Genomic DNA, 21,321 nt, shown 5'->3' on the forward strand with positions numbered 1-21,321 from the left:
GTCTACGGCGTGGACAGGGCCTCCGTCGGGGACAGGCGGGAGGCGCGGACGGCCGGGTAGAGTCCGGCGACTGCGCCGATGAGGAGGGTCGCGGTGAGGCCGCCGATCGTGGCCCAGGCCGGCACGACCGAGGGCCAGCCGCTGTAGAGCGCGTACCCCGTCGTCACCCCTGTCCCCAGCAGGGTGCCGCCGGTGCCGCCCAGCGCCGACAGCAGCAGGGACTCGACCAGGAACTGCGTCCTGATCTGCCCCCTGGTGGCCCCCAGCGAGCGGCGCAGCCCGATCTCGGCGCGGCGTTCCAGCACCGAGATGACCATCGTGTTGGCCACCCCGACCCCGCCCACGAGCAGCGCCACCGCGCCCACCCCCAGGAGAAGGCCGGTGAACGCCTGGCTGGTCGCCTGCTTGGCGGCCAGCGCGTCGGACGGGCGGGAGATGTCCACCTCGTTCGGCGCCTCCGGGTTGGCCGTGCCCGCCAGCACCTGGCGTACGGACTCCAGCTTGGCCTCCTCCGAGCGGGTGTAGAGCGTGGTCGGGTGCCCGTCGAAGCCCAGCCGTTCCTCGGCCACCGGCCAGCCGACGAGAACCCCGCTGTCCAGCTCCGCGGCCAGCGCCACGGGCTTCAGGACGCCGACGACCGTGAAGCGGATGCCGCCGACGACAACCTGGGTGTCCGGCCCCGCCGCGCCGATGCCCAGCCGTTGGGCGGTGGACGAGCCGATCACGGCGGCGGGATAACGTTCGGTGGCCGCGTTCAGCCAGGTGCCGCTGTGCAGGGTCGCGCCCACCGTGTCGAGCAGGTCGAGGCGGGCCGCGTACGTGTTGAGCCCGCCGGTCTGGGCCTGCGGGATGTGCTCCGAGCGGTAGACCTTGGCCTCGGCGATCTTCGCGATGGACGAGGCCGACTCAACGGGCCCGATCCGCTCGATCATCGCCTCCGCGCCCTTCGGCATCTGGGCCGCCTCGCCGGTGATCGTCGAGCCCGCGGAGACGGTGAGCAGGTTCGTGCCCAGCGCGGAGAGCTGACGGTCGAGCTCGGCGCCCGAGGAGGACGAGAGCCCGACCACGCCGACCATGGCCGCGATGCCGATGGCGATGCCCAACGCCGACAGGAACACCCGCAACGGCCGGGTACGCAGGCCGACCGCGCCGACCCGCATCACGTCGCCCGGCCGCATCCGGGCCGGGGCCGGTCTGGGCCGCCGCATCTCGACGACCGCCATCACGCCACCCCTGGTTCCACGGGCTCGGGCTGCCTGGCGGAGTCGGAGACGATCTGGCCGTCACGCATGCTCACCCGCCGGGGCAGGCCGGCGGCGATCTCACGGTCGTGCGTGATGATCACGATGGTGGTGCCGCCCCCGTTCAGCTCGTGCAGCAGCTCCATCACCCCGGTGCCCGAGACGGAGTCGAGGGCACCGGTGGGCTCGTCGGCCAGGAGCAGCGGCGGATCGCCCGCCACGGCCCTGGCGATGGCCACGCGCTGCCGCTCCCCGCCCGACAGCTCGTGCGGCTCGTGGTCCATGCGGCGCTCCAGCCCCACCCGCCTGAGCGCCGCCGCCGCGCGGTGGCGCCGCTCGGCCCTGCTCAGGCCGGTGTAGATGAGACCGTCGGCCACGTTGTCCAGCGCGGGGACCCTCGCGGCCAGGTGGAAGGACTGGAAGACAAACCCGATCGTGGTCGCGCGCAGCGCCGACAGATGGTTGTCGGACAGCTTGGAGACGTCGTAGCCGTCGATCTGGACGGTCCCGGAGGAGGGCTGGTCGAGCGTCCCGACGACATTCAGCATGGTCGACTTGCCCGATCCAGAAGGCCCGGAGATGGCGACCAACTCGCCATGCTCGATCCGCAGCGACACCGACTTCAGGGCCGCCACCCCGCCCGAGTACGTCTTGGACACGTCCGTCAGCACGATCATGGGGTACGTCATCTCGGCATCCCCACGATCATGCCCTCGCTCAGCCCGTCCCCGGACACCTCGACCCGGCCGCCGGCAAACAACCCCGTCTCAACAGCGATATAGCTGGACTTTCCGCCCTTGATGACCTCCAGGCCGAAACCGCCCTCCCGCAGTGCCACCAGCGCCGCCACCGGCACGGTCAGCACGTCCTTGCGCCGCGACGCCGTGAACGTCACGTCCACCGACGCCCTGTCCAGCCTCCTGGCCGACCTGGCTGCCCCGATCGAGACCAGCGCCTCCACGCGCGTCTCCGGCTCGGCGTTCTGCCCGTCGCCCGGCTCGATGATCGTGGCCACCTCGGTGACCTCGCCCTTCACACTCCTGCCGTCCGGCAGCGTGACCTCGACCATGGCGCCCTCCTTGGCCATCGGCTGGTCCTCGGCCGCCAACCGCACCGTGATCACCTTGGACGTGCCCGTGTACGTCAGCACCTGCTGCCCTGGCCGGGCCGGCTGGCCCTCCTCCGACTCCAGGCTCTCCACCCGCACCTTGCCGGGGGTGAAGACGACCCGGCCCAGCTCGACCACGCCGGTCTCGTCCAGGCCGCGGTCCTCCTGCCACTCCCTGACGGCCACATAGGTGGCGTAGGTGTACTCCTCGTCCACCGTGAAGCCGTCGTAGCCAAGCTTGCTGAGGTTGCGCTCCAGGTTCTCGACGTCCTTGCCCTTCATGCCGATCTTGAGATCCCGGTAGGCGGGCACATCCCCGTACAGAAGCATGACCGGCTTGTCGTCCAGGCGGTACAGCGACTTGCCACGTGTGATCGTCGCGCCGCTGCCGGGCAGCCAGGTGACCGTGCCGGCCTGACGGGCCATGGCCGAGGTCACGGGGCCGTAGCCGAGCTCGCCGTCGGCTTCTCTGGTGTCGTTCAGGGTCTGCCTGGTCACCGTCGTGGTGGCCGGAGGCAGGGCCGCGGCCGACTGCGTGCGGCCGGCGCCGCCCTCGAACAGGCCGACGCTGTTGACCGCGACGAACCCGCCGCCCGCCGCCGCTGCGAGCAGCAGCCCGGCCACCAGCCTGCCCCTGCCACGGCGGCGCCGCCTGGGAGGCGTGGCCCCCGGCTCCGTCCTGCCGTCGACGGTGGCCGTCGCCATCAAGAACCTCCCGGGCCGGCGTCAGCCGACTCCTGCTTGCACTTCTCCTCCGCGGCCTTGAAGTCGGGGTCCTCGCCGACCTCCCGGGTGATGCGCATCATGCCGCCCTCGGGGTCGGGATAGGCCTCGACGCCGTTGTCGCGCATGCACTGGGCGAGCTTGCGCAGGTTCTCGGTCGCCTTAGGGTCATTGCGGACCTGCCGGCCGCTGGGGGCGTACCGCCTGCACGCTTCCTGAGCCGCCTCGACTTTCCCCTGTGGCGTGTCCTTGTCGAACTTCATCATCATCTTGCCGCTGGAATCGGGGTCCGGCATGTCGACGCCGTTCTCCCGCATGCACTGGGCGAACTTCAACGCCATCTCCCGCGGGTCCGCGCTGGGCGGGGCGCTGTCCGCGGCCCTGGCACCGGCGCCGTCGTTCACCGAGGCCACGTCCGCGCCGCCCCCGTCGCCCGAGCCGCAGCCGGCCAGAAGCAGGGCGAGCGCGAACGGTGCCGTGACCAGCGCGCTGAGGACTCGTCGTCTCATGGGAGCTCTCCTTGTCGAATGAACCGTCGGATGAACTGTTCGAGGGTTGGGGCCGGACGCGTTCGGCGTCTCCGCTGCACGGCTCATCTCGTCGTGATCCTCTCTGCGGGAACGTTGAGAGGGATCACATCTACCGGCCGGCGCCTATCGACGGGCGATCGGCGGACCATACGTGGTCCATATGCGAGCGTTGCGATACTGCCCGGATGCGTGTGCTCCTGGTCGAAGACGAGCAGCCCCTCGCCGGATACATCCAGGCGGGGCTGCGCAAGCACGGCTTCACCGTCGACGTAGCCCTGGACGGCCGCAGCGCGCTGTACAAGTGCGAGCTCACTCCGTACGAGGTGGTGGTCCTGGACCGGGACCTGCCCATCGTGCACGGCGACTCCGTCTGCCGTCGGCTCGCCCAGCGAGGCGAGTCGCGGGTGCTGATGCTGACCGCCTCCGACGCCGTGGAGGACCGGGTCGGCGGACTGATGCTGGGAGCGGACGACTATCTCGGCAAGCCGTTCGCCTTCTCCGAGCTGGTCGCCCGGGTTCACGCCCTGGTACGGCGCAGCGCACCGGCCCGTCCGCCGGTGCTGCGCATCGGCGGGGTGAGCCTGGATCCGGCCCGGCGCAGCGCCGAGCGGGACGGCAGGCTGCTGCGCCTGACCCCCAAGGAGTTCGGCGTGCTGGAGCAGCTGCTGGCCGCCGACGGTGACGTGATCAGCGCGGAGACGCTGCTGGAGAGGGTGTGGGACGAGCACGCCGACCCGTTCACCAACGCGGTCCGGATCACCGTCGGCACGCTGCGCCGCAAGCTCGGCGACCCGCCGCTGATCGAGACCGTCATCGGCGCCGGTTACCGGATCGGCCCGTGAGGCTGACCGCCCGGGCCCGGCTCGCCATCTTGCAGACCGCCCTCGTGCTGGCCGCAGGGGCCGCGCTGACCGGCTTGACCTACCTGTTGACGAGGCGGCGCCCGGCGTTCTTCACCCGACTGGTCTCGCCCGGGCCCAATCCGCGGGGCGTGTTCCAGCCGGTGCCGCTGTGGCCACAGCCGCAGGACCTGCTCTATCTCGCCGACCAGGTACAGGCCGACACTCTGGCCGCGCTCCTGCCCCAGGCCGGCCTGGCGCTCGTCACGGTGACCGCCCTGGCCGCCGTACTGAGCTGGCTGGTGGCCGGCCGGGTACTGCGACCGATCCGCGTCATCTCCGTCGCCGCCCGGCGGCTGTCGGCCGAGAACCTCACCGAGCGGGTCCCGGTCACCGCCCCGGCCGACGAATTGTCGGCGCTGGCCTGCACGGTCAACGACATGCTGGACCGCATCCAGCGCGGCGTCGCCGAGCGAGACCAGATTCTGGACAGCCAGCGGCTGTTCACCGCCAACGCCGCCCACGAGCTGCGCACCCCGCTGACCACAGCCCGCACCGCCATCGACGTCACCCTGGACGGTCACCCCAGCCGCGACGAGCTGCTCACCATGGCCGGCGACGTCCGCGACGCCGTCACACACATGCAGCGTGTCCTGGACGGGTTGCTTCTCCTGGCACGCAGCCAGGCCGGTCTTACAGCGCGGCAACCAGCCGACCTCGCCGCCATCGCGGCCACCGCCCTCGACGCCGCCCAAGCGCGAGCGGCGGTCGCCGACGTCACAGTACGGCCCCGGCTCCGGCCGGCACCGGTCACCGGCGAACCAGTCCTGCTGGAACGAATGATCGGCAACCTGATCGATAACGCGATCCGCTACAACCAGGTGGGCGGGCACCTGGCCATCGGCACGGACACCGCAGGCGGATGTGCCGTCCTGCGGATCTCCAACACCGGCCGGGAGATCCCGCCCGAGGCGGCGGAGACGCTACTGGAACCGTTCGTGCACGGGCAAGACCCCCGAGTCCGCACCGACGGCCTGGGACTGGGACTGACAATCGTCCGCGCGATCACCCTCGCTCACCGGGGACGCATCGCGATCAGCGCCCGCTCCGGAGGTGGCCTCGACATCACCGTCGACCTCCCGCACGACCCGACGGCCATGGAGATCGGCCGGCACGACGACGCGACGCGGCCGCCGCTCACGCCTGGCGTCCACCACGCGCGCGGCAGAGCCAAGAGCCGTCCTGTTGAACGAGCGCCCCGGCACCTGTCGGATGCGGGACACCCCCGGCGGTGGCCTGGCTCAAGGAGACGACGCTGAGCGCCTCCTGCCGGGTAGTGGGGCATGACGAGCATTCGAGCTGTGGAGCGGCTGTCGTGACTTTCCGTTCGAACGCGCCTCGCCGAAGGGGTCACGGCTGACACTTCACCGGCTGTTCCGGTGCGGCTCCTGCGCGGTGATGACCTCGCCGTCGCGCGGCAGTGATCCTCTGAACGTCACGGGCACCGCGTTGGCGTGCTCGACGTCGCGATTGTCGATCGCCTGGACGTGGACGTGGGGCTCGGTGCTGTTGCCGGAGTTCCCGCAGCGGCCGAGCACGTCGCCGACGTGCACTCGTTGCCCGGGCCGGACCTCGACGCCGCCGTGTTGGAGGTGGCAGAGGGCGACCACGACGTCCGCGTGCTCGATCAGCACATGGTTTCCGGCGAGTGTCACCCAGCCTGCGGCGGCTCGCCGGTGCTGGGTCAGGGCGTAGCCGATCGAGGGCAGGCCGCGATACGCCGGGTGGTCAGGCTCGGCGTCGTGCACGGCCAGGACGACACCCGCGACGGGTGCCAGGATCGGGCGTCCGAAGCCGGGGAACCTCTCGGGTGGTTCCGGGCGTACGAGAGAGCCGAACGTGATCGGTGCCGTGCGCCCGGCGCCGCCGACGGGCACGAAGTCGATCGCGTAGGACGTGGCGAACAGAGTTGTCCCGTGGCTGGGCACCCGGTTGGCGGGGCTGTTCTGGACCAGCCAACGGCCGGTGAACGGGTAGTCCAGATCGATGGAAACGGCCACGCGGCTCCTCTCTCCGGCCTGACGCGAGCCCGTGAACGCGAACGAGCGGGTGTTCTCGCCCGCGCTCACATTCTCCCACCGTGACGACAACGGCAGGGGAAGCGGTCAGATCGTGACCGCTTCTTGCGGAATGACGACCTTCATGCCGAAATCCTCAGCACGGCCGCCGGTGCTGCCGTCGCCACTCCAAGCCCGCTTCCAGTTTCGGCGGTATCGCGAAAGTGCCGTTCCGCTAGTTGAAACAGTCCTGCTTGTTGAGCGAGATACTGTAATCGGCGACCTTGCCGCGCGTGATGTCGAACAAGTAGTAGGCCTTCTTGTTGCCGGGGACCGTGATCGAGTAGAAGCCCTGGAAGGTTTTCTCGATGTGCGGGTAGGCCGCCTTCAACTGCTTGGCGGTGGAGCCGATCTTGATGCCTTCCGGGGTTGTCATGCCCTTCGCGGCGAAGATGGCGGCCAGTCCCACCTTCGACGAGATATAGACACCAACCGAATCCTTGGGGGTCGGAAACCGCTTCAGGTCCCAGCCGGAGCAGCCGTCGTTGCTCGGGGCGCCCGGCGTCTTCTTGACGACCTTCCTCGTCGCCTTGGCCTGCTTGACGGTCATGCCGAGCTTGACGGCGCCATAACCGTAGGGGCCCAGCGTCGGCTTGGCCTGGGCGTTCGCCGCGGTGGCGCCGGAGACCAGCAGTGAGCCGACGAGGAGCGAGGCCCCGATCATCGTTTTCATCATGTTCTGTCTGACTGCGAAACGCCGGTAAATGTTTTGGGTAGAGCTACCTTTCCTCCGGTGACGCCGATCCGAGTCAGGGGCCGGAAAATTTGATGTCATGAGGATTCCTCCGTGCATCAGGGGTGGATGAGACCGTCGCCCATAGACGCCGCCCGGTAGAGCCGCAGATGATTACCGTCGCTGCGGAGTTTCCTCTGTCCAGGGCGTTGACATGTCAAGCATTCTGAGAGACGCCTCCGAGGAGGATCGATTTTTGGCGGCAGCCCAGTATCGGCCGGGCATAAACAACACGTCGGGGGCGCGGGCGACGCGTACGGTGTTTCCCATGGCGCTGTCCTCCGAACCACCGATGGCCGCGATCCGGTTTCGCGGCCGACCGTGGTTGTCGGCCGCTGATGAGAAAGGTAGGAACGCAGGACCCCGCCCCGAATCACCCCGTGGTGGACATTCCATGTAGCTCGCACGAGGGACAAGCGCGACAACGGCGTGGGGACCGTAGGCCGACTGATCGCCGGATTTGCCCTCTCGTCGTCACCTTCATGGCATCATGCTGCGCCATGGATTATCAGGGGCGGTTTCGTCGTGCAGCGCTCGCCTTGAACGTCCCAGAGGACGAGATCAGCAGATTCATCAAGCACCTCCGGTTGCCGATCGGGTTGTGCGGAGGCTCCGGCGGTGTTCCGGTCGGGCAGTTCGGCGGATCGCCCCGACTGCCGGTGGGCCGGGACCGGTCGTCCCACCGGGGCAGCCGGTTGCCGTTCGTCTTCTCCGTCGACTGCGCGAACTTGCCGAAGGTCGACGGCTCGCTGCTGTTCTTCCTCGACCATGAGAACGACTACGGGGCCGGCAGGGTGGAAGGAGATCGGGGGTACGCGCGCGTCGTGTACGTACCGGTCGGCACCGATACCGCGGTCGCAGAATCACCCGACTCCGAGTTCGTCGGCAAACAGTACGACCTCAGCGCCACACTCCTGGCAGAGCCGCCCGACTGGTTCCCGCCACACGACGAGGACGAGGAGGATCTGTCACCCTTCCAGCGGCAGCCGGCCGTGACCTGGAGCGTGACATGCCGCACCTGGACGAACTCCGCGCTGTGGCCTACGACCTCTGGCCGCCCGACGAAGGGTTCGCCAGCACCTATATCGGCGGGTATGTCGACGACGAGGTGATCACGAGCATCGCGGAGCGGACCCTCGCGGGGCGTGAGAAGGCCGGCGAGATCGTCATCCCGATGGGGAAATGGTATTCCCATGTGGAGGAGGAGAAACACCGGCTGACAAGTGAGTGGATGTCGCTCGCCTGTTTTCCCGTGGCCGATGAGTTTTATTCCGGGAGTTTTGTGATCCGCTACGACGACCTGGCCGCCGGCCGGCTGGACAAGGCGTATTCCGTGACCGAGTTCAGCGAGTAGAACCCCGGCGCCCATCGCGATGGCCGGCCGGCCACCCCTGCTGAGCTTCGGGGTGCCGTGGAACTCGGTGACACGAGTTTTAACGACACCTCCTGTAGGGAGGAGACACCTGGAGCGCCGTACTGGCTGATAACCCTTGAGGTCAACTGGCTTCTTGGGCCTTTTTCAACCTGACGGTGCCGGTCAGCGCGGGTGCAGGGAATTGGGGGGAGATGAGTCCCCCGGCAAGACAGCAGCCGCCCCAGATCCGACACCCCAACCGGGAGCCTCGTCGCTGTCCAACCGCACTCTTGATCCGCCTGGCCAGCCTGATCCGCGCCCACCACGCCGAACGGTGCTCCCGATGGCGCCGGGGGAAGGCCGCAGCCGCCGCTCCCTGCCGTGTGGTGCGGGATCCGCTGGGGATGCGCGCCGTCTGCGGCGGCGTCGGAGGCCGCCGAGGGGCGTTGCTGTCCCCCCTGCGAGCTACTGGTGATTGTCCACCTGGTGGGGACGATCCCGGCGCGCCGGATGCCTAGCGTTTCCCGGTGTAGCGGCGGAGTCCCGCCGTGCGACCCGCACGTGAGGGAGTCGTCATGCGGTTGTTGAAACAGTTCGTGCCGGTCGCGGTGGTCGCCTTCGGCGGTAATGCGATCATGGGCGTGGTGCAGGGCAGTCCACTTCTCACCCTGCTCTTCGGCGTTGCGATGGCCGCACTCGCCGTCTTCGTCTACGCGCGGACGGTGCGGTGGTCCGAGGGCCGCACACCGGCTGAGGTGGCGACGCAGGGAGCCGCCGGCACCGTCGCGAAGGGGGCGCTGATCGGTGTCGCGCTGTTCGCGGCAGTCATCGTGAGCATCGCCGTCGTGGGCGGCTACCGGATCGACGGTCTGGGTTCACCGGCGGCTGCGGTCGGGCTGCTGGGCGTCATGGCCGCCGTCGCGGTGAACGAGGAGCTGTTGTTTCGCGGCATCCTGTTCAGGATCGTCGAAGAACGCATCGGTACGTGGCCGGCGCTGGTGCTGACCAGTCTGCTGTTCGGCCTGTCGCACCTGTTGAACCCGCATGCCAGCCTGTGGGGTGCGATCGCCATCGCGATCGAGGCGGGCAGCATGCTCGCCGCGGCCTACGCCGCCACGCGCACTCTGTGGGTGCCGATCGGTGTGCACTTCGGTTGGAACTTCGCGGCGGCCGGCATCTTCGGCGCCGAGGTGTCGGGCAGCGGCGTGGCGCAGGGATTGCTGAGCGGTGTGACGTCGGGCCCCGCTGCGCTGACGGGCGGTGAGTTCGGTCCGGAGGCGAGCCTGTTCGCGGTGGTGGCCGGCCTGCTGCTGACGGTCGTGTTCATGCGGCTGGCCCGTCGGCGCGGAAACGTGGTCCCGTTCCGGCGCGGCGCGGACGCTACGCTCGCACGTTGATCGATCTGCGGCGGATCATGGAGCTGTGGCGGCGGTGTGACGTCGTGATCCGGGATTCGGTGTTCGGGCTGCTGGTCGCCGTCGCGTCACTACTACCGGCCCTGCACGGCAAGGGGACGCAGGTCGGTGATCTGCCGATGGGCCCTTTCGACGGGCTGGCCTTGGTGGCGATCGCCCTGCAGTGCCTTGCGCTCGCCGTGCGTCGACGGTGGCCGGCGATGTGCCTGGTTCTGGTGTCGCTCGGTTTCGTCCTCGACCAGGTACGCGCCTACCACGTGTTCGCGAGCAACGCGATGCCCATCGCGCTCATCAGTGCGGGCGCGCACATGGAGCGGTACCGGCGCGTCACGGTGGTCGTGCTGTCCATGGCGTATGTCGCGCTGGCGCTGGTGCTGGACCGGTTGGGCGGGACCGAGAGGGTGGAGGGTTATGTGGCGTTCTACCTGGCGCTGACGCTGGCGTGGGGCACGGGGGCGTGGTTGCGCTCGTCTCGCGCGGCCGAGGCCGAACGCCGTCGCCATGCCGCCGAGGCCACCCGTGCCGCCGAGCGTACGCGGATCGCCCGCGAGCTCCATGACGTGGTGACGCACCATGTGACGGCGATGGTCGTGCAGGCCGAGGCCGCGCGTTATCTGACCGAGGCTCCCGACCGCCTTGACGCGGCGCTGGGTACCGTCACCGACACCGGTCGGCGGGCCATCTCCGATCTGCGCCACATGCTCGACCTGCTCAAGGCCGATCATGACAGTGAGGTCGGGGTGCCTTCCGCGGGTGAGCTGGGCACGCTCGTGGAGCAGACCCGTCAGGCCGGGCAGCCGGTGGAGTTCACCGAGGAGGGCAGCGCGGCGGAATCGGCGGGCAGTGCCGAGTTCGTGGCCTACAGGGTTGTGCAGGAGGCCCTGACGAACGCGCTCAAATACGCCTACGGCAGCCGTACCGTGGTTGCGGTGCGCTACGGGGAGGAGATCGGCGTGGAGGTGAGCACCGACGGTTCGGGCTCGCGGACCGGTTCCCCCGGTGGTAGCGGGAGAGGACTGGCCGGGCTCCGCGAGCGGGTCAACGCCTTGGGCGGTGAGTTCAGCGCGGGTCGGCGGACGGGTGGCGGCTTCGTGGTGCGGGCCCGCATCCCGGCGGGGCGTCCGTCGTGACGGCGCCGCTTCGCGTGCTGGTCTGCGACGACCAGGCGCTGATCCGCACCGGTTTCGCGACGATCATCGATGCTCAGCCCGACCTTGAGGTGGTGGGCGAGTGCGGCGACGGCCGTACCGGGGTCGATCTGGCCCGGCGGCTGCGTCCGGACATCGTGGTGATGGACGTGCGGATGCCGGTGCTGGACGGCATCGAGGCGACTCGCAGGCTGGCCGGCGCCGGGGTGGCCGATCCCGTCAAGGTGCTCGTGGTGACGACGTTCAACCTGGACGAGTACGTCTATGAGGCGTTGCGGGCCGGGGCAAGCGGGTTCCTGCTGAAGGACGCGCCGCCGGCGCAGTTGCTGCACGGTATCCGCACCGTCGCGACGGGTGCGGCCCTGTTGGCGCCGGAGGTGACGCGGCAGCTCGTCGGCAGGTACGCGGCGCGCATCCGTCCCGTCAGAGGAACGGAGAACGATGTCCCGTTGACTCCGCGTGAGCTGGAGGTACTGCGCTTGATCGCCGATGGCCTGTCCAACGGCGAGATCGCCGCCGCGCTGGTGATCAGCCAGGAGACCGTCAAGACGTACGTGTCGCGCATTCTCACCAAGCTCGATCTGCGCGATCGCGTGCAGGCGGTGGTCTACGCCTACCGCCGGGGCCTGGTGACCTGAGAGGCGCTGCGCGACCCGGTTCGAGGTGCGCGCACCGATCGCCCGAGCGGTTGCCGGGGGTGCGCGCTGCGGGCGGATCCGGATGGGCCGGCATCGCCGTGGCTGCTCGTTGACGCGTATGGCCCCTGGCCGACGTCCTGGAGGTGGCCCGGAGCCAGGCGTGATCACCGGGCGGTTGCGAGGTCATCTCGGCGTAGGCGTCGCAGCCCTGACCCTGGCGCCTTCGGATGGCTCCCCTCTCGTCGCCAGGCTGCTGCCCTCTGTGTTCGAGCCGGGGGCGCTGTTGGCAGGAGGACGGGCTCCAGCTCAGCTGGACTCGGTGTCCACGGCCAGGGCCGGGTGCTTGGAACCGCGCGGCGGTTTGGGCGGTCGCTGCGTGGCGTTCGGCAGGTCTAGCCAGACGGGCTGTAGACCGGCCAGGCGAGCTCGCGTCGACATGGCCAGATCGCCAGTCAGGATCGTCACCTGTGCGCCGGCCAGTGCCCGGAAGGCCACGGCGCGGGCGATGACCTCATCGTCGGCGCGGACCTGTCTGATGTGCCGGGGAGGGTCGGGCCACAGATCCAAGGTGATCGCCCCCTGCGGCTTCCCGTCGACCAGGCCGCGTTTGCGGATGGCGCCGTGTGGGAGCAAGCCGTTGAGAACGCGCAGCGTGTGGCGCGCGTTGGTCGCCACGGCACCCTGGCCGCGGTCCTTTTGCCGGTCCAGCTCGTCCAGGACGATCATGGGGAGGATCAGGTGCACGTCCTGACCAGGCCAGGCCTGCACGTCGGTGCCGACCTCCCAGACGTCCAGCCGGTCGGGGTGGTGGCAGAAGACGTTGGTGTCGACGACGACCAGCGGGCCGCTGTGGCCCTTGAGAGTGTCCGACCACCAGGTCAGGGAGTCCAGAGCCGCCTGCAGACGGCGCACGTGCTCGTTGGCCTCCTCAACGATCATGGAGCGGATGGCGCCCGACGTCGGCGGAAGCGCCAGCTCTGCCCTGCTCCTGATCACGCCGGTCACCGTCGGAACGATCTGCAGGGTCAGCAGGGCGCTGAAGTGCGGGCTGAGCGTCAGCCAGTCAATGTCGTCCCGGCTGAGCTGCCCGCGCAGCTGGCTACGGGCCTCGGTCACCCACGACAGGTACTGCCCGTGCAACTCGGCGACTGAGGACGGGCTGTGCGCGAGGTTGACGGCGGCCGTGTGCACGTGACGCAGAGCCGCCAGCACGTTGGACCGGTCGGCGTTCGCGTCAAGGGTGATCAGCATGCAACCCAGCGTGCCCGACTACGGCGGCTCGCCGTCACCGATTAAGCGAGGGCGCGCACCGGCAGCCCCACGGCCCCGCCTCGGCAGTAGTCTCCGATGCCGTCGGCCACGAGACTGTACCGGCGTCCTTGGGTACCCGTTTCATGAGCGGGTCACAGCGTCTGGACCCGCCACTGCCACCCGGTCGCCTCCTGGCAGGCCGCATGAATGGTGTGGCCCTGAGGGGAAGTCGTCATGAGATGGTTGATCTTCGCCAGCAGTGCGATGGCGAACCCCTAGGGCAGGTCGGGCTGGCCATGGGCGCGGGAGACGATCTGGATGGGCTCGCGGCCGCCGGCGGGAACAATCTGCACACCGCGAGCATCGGCGTGCGCCGCAACGATCGAATCAGCGCGAACGGCGCGCCCCTGAGTTTGGTTGGTGACCCAGACCTGTGATCCCGAGGCGGCCACGGCGTCTTCCAGCCTGCGCTGCATCTTGGCGTCCATGCTGCCTGCCCATACGCTGATCCCCGTCGGCGTCGTGTATCTGACGTCCTGGTCGGGTGAGCTTCCTGCGCTCGTCATCGGGTCCCCTCGCTCTTGACCTGGTCAGGGTACGGGGGCCGGCTCCTGCTGGAGGGCGTTCCATATGCGGTCGCCTCCGCAGCCCGCGCCCGTGGACGAGCGGCCAGGGCGTTGGCCCGTTTCAGAGGTCAGTTCGGTGACAAGGGCCGCCCACCCGCCAGTCGCGTACCTGACCTCTCAGGTCAGTACATCTAGCCGCGACTACACCCCAGTACCTGGGAATAGGTCACGTGTCGAGGAGTCCGCGATCACGGCCGCCGGCGGAAGCTGATGCGCATCAGTCCGCTGTCGGCCCAGTCTTCGAGCCGTGTCGGCCGGATGGTGCCGGGGTCGTGGGGTTGATTGAGATCCGCGACGATCTCGGTCAGCACGGTCTGACGTTCAGCTGGGTCGGTGACCGGCGTGGCTCGTGCAGGCAGATCCGCGCGGGTCCCGTTTTTGAGGTGGAAAGTGAAGTTGGGATTGGCGAGAAGGTTCGCATGCCAGTCGGTCGCGGCCCTGCCCGCGCCGCTACACAGGTAGGTTGCGCCCGCAGCCCGGTAGAAGAAGATCTCGATGCGGTGTGGCCGGCCGGTGCGTCGCCCCAGCGTCGTGATGTCGATGATCCGTTCTCTGGTGCTCGCGGCGGGGGTGATCTCGATGGCTCGCCGGACGTGGTCGGGCAGGTGGGATAAAGACGCGTCCCGTGCGGAGTCGTTCGACCCGGTCGTGTCTGGAGTGCTCATGCGGTCTCGGTCTGAAGGGCGGGACCGAGGAGGAGTCCACCGTCGATGACGTACTCCGACCCTGTGATGAACGACGCGTCCGATGACGTGAGGAACAGGAGGAGCCGGGTGACGTCGGTCGGCTCTCCGAGCCGGGGGACGGCGAACGGCTCGGGTGAGTAGAAGTCGGCGATCGCCGCGGTGGCACCGGCCGCTGGTTTATGGATGAAGGAGGTCGCGATCACGCCGGGGTGGATGGTGTTCACCCGGATGCGGTCGCGGCCGAGTTCGAGTGCTGCCGTTCGGGTGAGGCCTCGTACGGCCCACTTGCTGGCGACGTACGGTGCGTAGTGCGCCGTGCCGCCCAGGGCCATGGTCGAGGCGATGTTGACGATGGCTCCCCCTGCCGCGCGGCGCAGAGCGGGGGCGGCGACCTTGATGCCGAGGAAGGTCCCTGTGAGGTTGGTGTCGAGGACGCGCGACCACGTGGCCTGCTCCGTGTCTTCGATCGTTGCCGGCGGGTTCTGCACGCCCGCGTTGTTGACGAGCACGTTCAGGGCGCCGAAGGCGCTCTCGGCGGCTAGCACAGCGTCGGACCACGAGCTCTCGTCGGTGACATCGAGGCGGGTGAAGCGAGCGCGGGTCCCGAGCTCGTCGGCGAGAGCGGTGCCGCGTTCGGCGTCGATGTCGCCGATTATCACGTTTGCTCCCTCCGCGTGAAAGGCGCGTACGTGGCTCGATCCCTGGCCGCCGGTCCCACCGGTCACGAGCACGGTCTGGTCGTCGAAGCGGGGCATCAGATGTTCCTTCGGTACGGGGATGACTGACCGGGAGTTTCGGAGACGAACGCCGGCCGATGGTGAGCTGAGTGACTCACCACTGCCCTGACACTAGATCGATGGCAATGGTGAGTCAAGCCACTCATCTTGTATGCTCGGCCCATGAGCAGGGTCGTGACGACGTACCACCAGCGCGTCGCCCAGGAGAAGCGCGCGCTGATCGTGACGGCCGCGACGGCACTGTTTCTTGAGTTGGGCTACGACCGGACGTCGCTGGCGCGGATCGCAGAGCGCTCGGGCGTTTCGCGGGCCACCTTGTTCAAGCAGTTTCCGAGCAAGGCTGCCCTGTTCGACGCCATCGTGACCGAGTCCTGGGCAACCGCTGACGAAGAGGATCCTCCGTCGACAGGCAACATCGTCGACGGGCTCAGCACCATCGGTCGCCGCTACGCCGAGCTGTTGAGCCGCCCCCAGATGACCGACCTGTTCCGAATCGTCATCGCCGAGCTGCCGCGATTTCCCGAACTCGCCAATGCGCAGTTCTCGCACGGGAAGATGCCCTACTTCGAGTCCGTACGCGGTTATCTCCTGGCCGAGCACGAGGCGGGAACGGTGCGGGTCGAGGACGTGGAGCTCGCAGCCACCCAATTCCTGGGCATGATCTCCAACTACGTCTTCTGGCCGACACTCCTCGTGCCGGGCTGGAAGGTGAGCGCCGAACGCGTCGCTCAGGTAGTGGACGAGGCCGTCCACACCATCGCCGCCCGGTACGCCGCGCCCGGACCAGGGCCGTCCACCCACGACTGACCCGCCGACCGCGACTGAGTTCCACCGCCGCCAAGGAACTGCTGCCTAAGAACTCCTAACGCATGAACTGAGACGGCGCCAGCAGATCAAGGCGCAACCGAGGCTGAGGAAGGCCTCATGGATGTCGTCGCGGACTTCCCAGCGGATGCGCAGGCGGCCGGAAGCGATGCAGCAACGCGAAGGCCTGCTCGACGAACCAGCGGTGTTTGCCCAGGCCAGAACCGTTCTCGGTGCCGCGTCGCGCGATCAGCGGGCGGATGCCGAGGGCGCGGACCTGCTTGCGGTACCTGTCGTGGTCGTAGCCGCGATCGGCCGGCACGACGCCGGGACGCCTGCGGGGCCGGCCGCGCTTGCCGCGCACCGGCGGGATCGCCTGCAGCAGCGGCACCAGCTGAGTGACGTCGCCCGCGGTTGCCACCGGTCAGGATGACGGCCAAGGGAATGCCAGTGGCGTCGACGATCAGGTGGTGCTTGCTGCCGGATCGTCCCCGGTCGACCGGGCTCGGGCCGGTCTGCGCCCCCCTTTTAGGGCCCTGACGTGGGAGGAGTCCACCGCGGCCCGGGAGAAGTCGATCGCGCCCGCGGCCCTGAGCCTGGCCAGGAGCACCTCGTGCAGGCGCTGCCAGACCTCGGCCTTGTGCCACTCGTTCAGCCGCCGCCAGCACGTCATACCCGAGCCGTACCCGAGTTCTTGGGGCAGGTGCTCCCAGGAGATCCCGGTGTGCAGCACGAACAGGATGCCCTGCAGGGCCAGGCGGTCGTCCAGCCGCTTTCGCCCTGGCCAGCGCACTCGTCGCTGATGCCTGGGCAACAACGGCTCGATGACCGCCCACAACTCGTCGCTGACCTCCCACGGCTTCAGCCGCGCAACCGGCCCACCCCTCCCGCTGTCGTTACAGCGAGAGATCAAACCACAACAGAGATCATTCTGTTAGGAGCTATTAGTCGGACTGCTGGTAGTCGCGATCATCACCGCGGTGGCCGCAGTGCGTTTCGGCCAAGACGCCAATCAACAACGCGCCGAGGCCGACCAGCAACGCACCCTGGCGCTGGCCCGCAGCGCCCAGGCTGCCTCCCGGGAGGTAGCCGCCTACAGCCGATCTCTGCCCGACGACCCAGTGGCCTCGACACGACTCGCCGCCGCGGCGTGGACCATTACCCATACCGATGAGGCACAGGCGAGCATGGCCGCGCTCCTCAGCCAGCCCGTGCGCGCTGTTCTGGCCGGTCACACCGGTGCGGCGTGGTCGGTGGCGTTCAGTCCGGACGGCAAACGCCTGGCCGGCACCGGGGCCGAAGGGACGGTGCGGATCTGGGATGTCGAGCTGCCGAATGTTCTTCTGCGAGCGGTGTGCGGTATCGCGGTACGAGCCTTCACGCCTGAGGAGTGGCAACGATACATTCCCGACGAGCCATACCGGCCCAGTTGTCCGGCCCGCTGATGGGTGCCGCCGTGACTCGCGTGCTGTAGGTGACAGGTAATTCGCATTAGGTGTCACACTGGTCTCCCGGGCCGGGCAGATGCCCAGCCCGTCGCCGCCGCCGTCCACAGGTACCTGGACTCCGTCCAGGCCACGACGACCCCGACAGCTACGCCGAGACCCTTGCACGGCTCACCGCGCTCGTCGGGACCTACCCGCCAACATGCTTGCCCCCGAGGACTACGCCGCGGTGATGGAGCGGCGGGCCGAGACCGCGGCCGCGACCTGGAACCGGCACCTGTCCGCGCTCATCTCCTTCACCACCTGAACACAGCGTCAAGAAATCCTCGCCACCGACCCCGCCCGGCGGCTGCAACGCCGCAAGAGCGCCCGCTGCGCGGCCGTACCACCGGCCCGCTTTTCCTCGGCGACGCCTCCGGTGCGCACGAGAAGGCCGGCCTCGGTGAGGATGTGGCGCTGCTACAGCAGGGACTGGGTCGCGGTGGAGACGCGGAGAGTAGACGATCTGCACCAGGCTTTCCTCGGGAAGGGGGGAGCCCGGTCTTCCTGTTGGGAAATCCTGTCGTCAATTCGTGTGCGGAACCGGCCATCCGACGTCGGGATTTGTCACTTGATGTCCGGTTTTCGGGAGGGGTTGCGGGGCCCCGCCAGAGGGGGTCGGGAAGTCTTCTAATTCCGATACCCTCTGTCGCCGATGGGCCTCCACTGGGGAGTGCGCCTCTTGTCACTGTTGTTGTCGCTGTCCGGGGCGCAGGATTCGGTCGATACGTGATCACGCAACCGCATTGCGTGGCTTTGCCGGGTGATCGATGATGCCGGTATGCGCGGGCGTGGGCTGGTATGGGGTGGAGCCGCGGTGGCGGTGGCAGCGCTGGGTGCCTACTTCACGACGATGGAACTGGAGCAGGCCGATCATCTGGCTGGTGTGATCAGCCTGTTCGTCGCGGTGGCGGGGCTGGGGGTGGCGATCGTCGGGCTGCGCTCCGGGCCGGGGGGCCGTGTGCGGCAGGTGGCCAAAGCCCGGGGAAACAGCCGGATCTATCAGGCCGGTCGCGATCTGACTCAACATCCGTCGGCGCGGCCTGGGTCGAAGGCGGGTGAGAGCGGGCGGGGCTCTGATGGCGCGCAGGGTGACGGCTCGCAAGGGGGAGGGGCGCTGGGGGACGGCCCCCGCGAGGTAACGCAGCAGGCCGAAGCCGATAGGGGCAGCCAGGTGCGTCAGGCCGGCCGGGACCTCACCACGAGCGATGCCGACGAGGGCGACAGCGACGACGCGGACGAGGAGGGCGAGGAGGGCGACGCGCGGTGAGTCTGTTCCGCAGGTCAGGTAAGGCAGCTCAGCACGCGCAGGCCACGGGGCTGGCGCAGATCTTCCAATCTGCCGGTGACATGGTCGTCTACGAAGACGGAGAGCCGTACCGGTGGGCGGCCTGGCCCGCGCCGTTGGCGGCCGCGGCGGGGTCGCAGGTGTGGCAGCCGAGTGAGCTGCTGCGGGCGGCTCACGCGGTGGTCGGCTTCACCGGCCGTGAGGGGGTGCTGAAGGACCTGCTGGCCTGGCGGGAGGGCAGCGGGCCGACCCCGTCCCCGGGCGGGGCCTCGCGCTCGGGGGTCGCGGTCGAGCTGATCCACGGGCAGGGCGGCCAGGGCAAGACCCGGCTGGCCGGCCACCTGGCCGGACTGTGGCAGGACGAGGGGTGGGCGGTGCTGTCGGCCCACCACCGGCGGGACCGCTCCGTCGGCAAAGCCTTCGCCGTCCCGGACCTGAGGCGGGCAGCCGGGGTGCTGGTGGTGGTGGACTACGCCGAGCGGTGGGACACCGCCGATCTGCTGACGCTGCTGGGCGACACGTTGATCCGCGGGCGGCTGCCGGTGCGGGTGCTGCTGCTGGCCCGCCCCTCGGGCACCTGGTGGCAGAGCCTGCACGGCCGTATCCAGCGTGACCTGGGCGTGATGGCGAGTTCGCGCGAGCTGGGACCGCTGGAGAACGAGGCGGGCATCACCCGCCAGGGGCTGTTCGTCGCAGCTCGCGACCGGTTCGCCGACCTGCTGGACCTGCCCGCCGCCCGGCGGGTCGCCCCGCCGGCGGCGCTGGAACACCATGAGGCCTACCGGCTGGTGCTGACCGTGCAGATGGCCGCGCTGGCCGCGGTTCTGTCCGCGGCCGGTGGACAGGACCCGCCCACTGACCCGGTCGAGGTGTCCCAGGTGTTGCTGGCCCGCGAGCGGGATCATTGGGAGGCGCTGCACGATCGGCGGGAGCGGCCGCTGGCGACCTCGCCGGAGGCGATGGGCCAGCTGGTCTACACCGCCACGGTGACCGGCCGCCTCGGGCACGCCGACGGCGGGGCCGCCCTGGCGCGTGCCGCGATCGAGTCGCATCTGCATCCCGGGCAGATGCTGAAGGATCACGCGGTCTGCTACCCGCAGTCCGGGGCCATCGCCGGTTCTGACCGCGCGCCGGAGGCGGTGGGCGGGGGTGAGGTCACGGTGTTGGAGCCGTTGTATCCCGACCGACTGGGCGAGGACTTCCTGGCGTTGTCGACCCCCGGCCACTCCTACGCGTTTCCAGCCGACCCGTGGGCCGCTGACGTCCTGGCCCGGCTGCTGACCGTCCCCGGCGGTACGGCCGAGCCGGTACGCGGCGCCGATGGTGATGCGCCGGTGTGGATCCGGCAAGGGCTCATCACCGTAGTGGAGGCCTGTCGGCGCTGGCCGCATCTGGCCCGGCTTCAGCTGTATCCGCTACTGGAGGCCCGCCCCGACCTGGCGTTGCACGGCGGAGGGGCCGCGCTGGCCGCGCTGGCCGACCTGCCCGGGATCGATCGGGGGCTGCTGGAGCGGATCGAATCGGTACTGCCCGACCATCGGCACATCGATCTGGACATCGGGATCGCCGCGGTGGCCGTCCGGCTGGCCGAGCATCGGCTGAGCGAGGCTGACCCCGCCAACCCTGCCGCCTGCGCCCACATCCACACCACGCTAGTCATTCCCTTGACCAACGCGGGTCTGTACGCGCGCGCCCTGACCGAAAGTGATCAGGCCACCCGGTTATGGCGTCGGCTGGCCGAGCTTAACCGCGACGCCTACCTGCCCAACCTGGCCTCCTCACTGACCAACCACGGCGTCCAGCTGGCCGAAGTCGGGCAGCGCCAGGAAGCGCTGTCAGTCAGTGAGGAGGCCGTCCGCCTCTATGGCGAGCTGGCCGAACTCAACCGTGACGCCTACCTGCCCAACCTGGCGATGTCGCTGAACAACTACGCCAACCGGCTGGCCGAGACCGGCCAGCGCCGGGAGGCGGTACCGGTCAGTGAGGAGGCCGTCCGTCTCTACGGCGAGCTGGCCGAACTCAACCGTGACGCCTGCCTGCCCAACCTGGCGATGTCGTTGAACAACTACGCCAGCCTGCTGGCTGAGAGCGGCCAGCGCCGGGAGGCGGTACCGGTCAGTGAGGAGGCCGTCCGTCTCTACGGCGAGCTGGCCGAACTCAACCGTGACGCCTACCTGCCCAACCTGGCCGCCTCACTGGCCAACCACGGCGTCCAGCTGGCCGAAGTCGGGCAGCGCCAGGAAGCGCTGTCAGTCAGTGAGGAGGCCGTCCGCCTCTACGGCGAGCTGGCCAGGCTTAATCGCAATGCCTACCTGCCCAACCTGGCCGCCTCATTGACCAACCACGCCATCCGGCTGGCTGAGAGCGGTCAGCGCCGGGAGGCGGTACCGGTCAGCGAGGAAGCCGTCCGCCTGCGTCGAGAACTGGCCGAACTCAACCGTGACGCCTACCTGCCCAACCTGGCGATGTCGTTGAACAACCACGCCAACCTGCTGGCCGAGACCGGTCAGCGCCGGGAGGCGGTACCGGTCAGCGAGGAAGCCGTCCGCCTGCGTCGAGAACTGGCCGAACTCAACCGTGACGCCTACCTGCCCAACCT

The 21,321-nt window shown here is 69.1% G+C and carries 21 protein-coding genes and 1 pseudogene; 11 read left to right on the top strand and 11 right to left on the bottom strand.

Going from position 1 to position 21,321, the window contains the following annotated elements:
* Positions 1 to 2 precede the first annotated feature (2 nt).
* The 4 genes from ACIBVQ_RS28635 to ACIBVQ_RS28650 are packed head-to-tail and all read right to left on the bottom strand — an operon-like array spanning position 3 to position 3,581.
* A complete protein-coding gene (locus ACIBVQ_RS28635) occupies positions 3 to 1,223 on the bottom strand; it encodes an ABC transporter permease (RefSeq protein WP_399181188.1) in 1,221 nt (406 codons plus the stop codon).
* Positions 1,223 to 1,930: an ABC transporter ATP-binding protein gene (locus ACIBVQ_RS28640; protein ID WP_399181190.1), complete on the bottom strand. Its 708-nt coding sequence runs from the start codon at positions 1,928 to 1,930 to the stop codon at positions 1,223 to 1,225. The genes ACIBVQ_RS28635 and ACIBVQ_RS28640 overlap by 1 nt, the downstream gene beginning before the upstream one ends.
* The gene (locus ACIBVQ_RS28645) at positions 1,927 to 3,054 is read right to left on the bottom strand and encodes a peptidoglycan-binding protein (protein WP_399181192.1); all 1,128 of its coding nucleotides are present in this window, start codon (positions 3,052 to 3,054) and stop codon (positions 1,927 to 1,929) included. The genes ACIBVQ_RS28640 and ACIBVQ_RS28645 overlap by 4 nt, the downstream gene beginning before the upstream one ends.
* Positions 3,054 to 3,581: a hypothetical protein gene (locus ACIBVQ_RS28650; protein ID WP_399181194.1), complete on the bottom strand. Its 528-nt coding sequence runs from the start codon at positions 3,579 to 3,581 to the stop codon at positions 3,054 to 3,056. The genes ACIBVQ_RS28645 and ACIBVQ_RS28650 overlap by 1 nt, the downstream gene beginning before the upstream one ends.
* Before the next feature lie 206 nt (positions 3,582 to 3,787).
* On the opposite strand from ACIBVQ_RS28650, the gene ACIBVQ_RS28655 reads away from it, so the two are divergent.
* Entirely contained in the window at positions 3,788 to 4,444 is a 657-nt protein-coding gene (locus tag ACIBVQ_RS28655; protein WP_399181196.1) for a response regulator transcription factor, read from the top strand.
* Positions 4,441 to 5,760, top strand: coding sequence for a sensor histidine kinase (locus ACIBVQ_RS28660; RefSeq protein WP_399181198.1), 1,320 nt, complete (start codon positions 4,441 to 4,443; stop codon positions 5,758 to 5,760). The genes ACIBVQ_RS28655 and ACIBVQ_RS28660 overlap by 4 nt, the downstream gene beginning before the upstream one ends.
* A 105-nt stretch (positions 5,761 to 5,865) precedes the next feature.
* Here the strand turns inward: ACIBVQ_RS28660 and ACIBVQ_RS28665 are convergent, their stop codons facing one another.
* Together ACIBVQ_RS28665 and ACIBVQ_RS28670 are read right to left on the bottom strand one after the other, a co-directional pair.
* Positions 5,866 to 6,501, bottom strand: coding sequence for a M23 family metallopeptidase (locus tag ACIBVQ_RS28665; protein WP_399181200.1), 636 nt, complete (start codon positions 6,499 to 6,501; stop codon positions 5,866 to 5,868).
* A gap of 232 nt (positions 6,502 to 6,733) precedes the next feature.
* Entirely contained in the window at positions 6,734 to 7,222 is a 489-nt protein-coding gene (locus tag ACIBVQ_RS28670) for a hypothetical protein (protein WP_399181202.1), read from the bottom strand.
* Between the two features lie 569 nt (positions 7,223 to 7,791).
* Here ACIBVQ_RS28670 and ACIBVQ_RS28675 point away from each other — a divergent pair.
* The 5 genes from ACIBVQ_RS28675 to ACIBVQ_RS28695 all read left to right on the top strand — a co-directional run bounded on the left by ACIBVQ_RS28675 (position 7,792) and on the right by ACIBVQ_RS28695 (position 11,846).
* Positions 7,792 to 8,403 carry a DUF1963 domain-containing protein gene (locus tag ACIBVQ_RS28675; RefSeq protein WP_399181204.1) on the top strand — a complete coding sequence of 204 codons (612 nt, stop codon included), beginning with the start codon at positions 7,792 to 7,794 and terminating at the stop codon, positions 8,401 to 8,403.
* Positions 8,400 to 8,645, top strand: a complete 246-nt coding sequence (locus tag ACIBVQ_RS28680; RefSeq protein ID WP_399181206.1) for a hypothetical protein — start codon at positions 8,400 to 8,402, stop codon at positions 8,643 to 8,645. The genes ACIBVQ_RS28675 and ACIBVQ_RS28680 overlap by 4 nt, the downstream gene beginning before the upstream one ends.
* 575 nt (positions 8,646 to 9,220) lie before the next feature.
* Positions 9,221 to 10,042, top strand: a complete 822-nt coding sequence (locus ACIBVQ_RS28685; protein WP_399181208.1) for a lysostaphin resistance A-like protein — start codon at positions 9,221 to 9,223, stop codon at positions 10,040 to 10,042.
* Positions 10,039 to 11,190 carry a sensor histidine kinase gene (locus tag ACIBVQ_RS28690; protein ID WP_399181210.1) on the top strand — a complete coding sequence of 384 codons (1,152 nt, stop codon included), beginning with the start codon at positions 10,039 to 10,041 and terminating at the stop codon, positions 11,188 to 11,190. The genes ACIBVQ_RS28685 and ACIBVQ_RS28690 overlap by 4 nt, the downstream gene beginning before the upstream one ends.
* The gene (locus ACIBVQ_RS28695) at positions 11,187 to 11,846 is read left to right on the top strand and encodes a response regulator transcription factor (RefSeq protein ID WP_352016586.1); all 660 of its coding nucleotides are present in this window, start codon (positions 11,187 to 11,189) and stop codon (positions 11,844 to 11,846) included. The genes ACIBVQ_RS28690 and ACIBVQ_RS28695 overlap by 4 nt, the downstream gene beginning before the upstream one ends.
* A gap of 306 nt (positions 11,847 to 12,152) precedes the next feature.
* Here ACIBVQ_RS28695 and ACIBVQ_RS28700 read toward each other — a convergent pair whose 3' ends face one another.
* The 4 genes from ACIBVQ_RS28700 to ACIBVQ_RS28715 form a co-directional block, all read right to left on the bottom strand.
* Positions 12,153 to 13,097, bottom strand: a complete 945-nt coding sequence (locus ACIBVQ_RS28700) for a PIN domain-containing protein (RefSeq protein WP_399181212.1) — start codon at positions 13,095 to 13,097, stop codon at positions 12,153 to 12,155.
* Positions 13,098 to 13,372: 275 nt separating this feature from the next.
* The gene (locus tag ACIBVQ_RS28705) at positions 13,373 to 13,585 is read right to left on the bottom strand and encodes a hypothetical protein (protein ID WP_399181214.1); all 213 of its coding nucleotides are present in this window, start codon (positions 13,583 to 13,585) and stop codon (positions 13,373 to 13,375) included.
* Between the two features lie 326 nt (positions 13,586 to 13,911).
* A complete protein-coding gene (locus tag ACIBVQ_RS28710; RefSeq protein WP_399181216.1) occupies positions 13,912 to 14,388 on the bottom strand; it encodes a nitroreductase/quinone reductase family protein in 477 nt (158 codons plus the stop codon).
* Positions 14,385 to 15,164: an SDR family oxidoreductase gene (locus tag ACIBVQ_RS28715; RefSeq protein WP_399181218.1), complete on the bottom strand. Its 780-nt coding sequence runs from the start codon at positions 15,162 to 15,164 to the stop codon at positions 14,385 to 14,387. Before ACIBVQ_RS28715 ends, ACIBVQ_RS28710 begins: the two co-directional genes overlap by 4 nt.
* Positions 15,165 to 15,308: 144 nt before the next feature.
* Between ACIBVQ_RS28715 and ACIBVQ_RS28720 the strand changes: the two genes are divergently transcribed.
* Entirely contained in the window at positions 15,309 to 15,953 is a 645-nt protein-coding gene (locus tag ACIBVQ_RS28720) for a TetR/AcrR family transcriptional regulator (RefSeq protein ID WP_399181220.1), read from the top strand.
* Positions 15,954 to 15,998: 45 nt separating this feature from the next.
* Here the strand turns inward: ACIBVQ_RS28720 and ACIBVQ_RS28725 are convergent.
* A pseudogene (locus ACIBVQ_RS28725) lies at positions 15,999 to 16,815 on the bottom strand (IS5 family transposase).
* A 115-nt stretch (positions 16,816 to 16,930) separates the two neighbouring features.
* Here ACIBVQ_RS28725 and ACIBVQ_RS28730 point away from each other — a divergent pair.
* From ACIBVQ_RS28730 to ACIBVQ_RS28740, 3 genes are all read left to right on the top strand, one after another.
* Complete coding sequence (locus ACIBVQ_RS28730) at positions 16,931 to 17,395, top strand: WD40 repeat domain-containing protein (protein WP_399181222.1); 465 nt, start codon at positions 16,931 to 16,933, stop codon at positions 17,393 to 17,395.
* An 856-nt stretch (positions 17,396 to 18,251) separates the two neighbouring features.
* Entirely contained in the window at positions 18,252 to 18,704 is a 453-nt protein-coding gene (locus tag ACIBVQ_RS28735; protein WP_399181224.1) for a hypothetical protein, read from the top strand.
* Positions 18,701 to 21,321 (top strand): tetratricopeptide repeat protein (locus ACIBVQ_RS28740; RefSeq protein WP_399181226.1); only part of this gene is annotated, 2,621 nt, incomplete at its 3' end. The genes ACIBVQ_RS28735 and ACIBVQ_RS28740, both read left to right, overlap by 4 nt.

The organism is Streptosporangium sp. NPDC049376 (assembly GCF_044466505.1).
In the GTDB taxonomy this organism is placed as follows: Bacteria; Actinomycetota; Actinomycetes; order Streptosporangiales; family Streptosporangiaceae; genus Streptosporangium.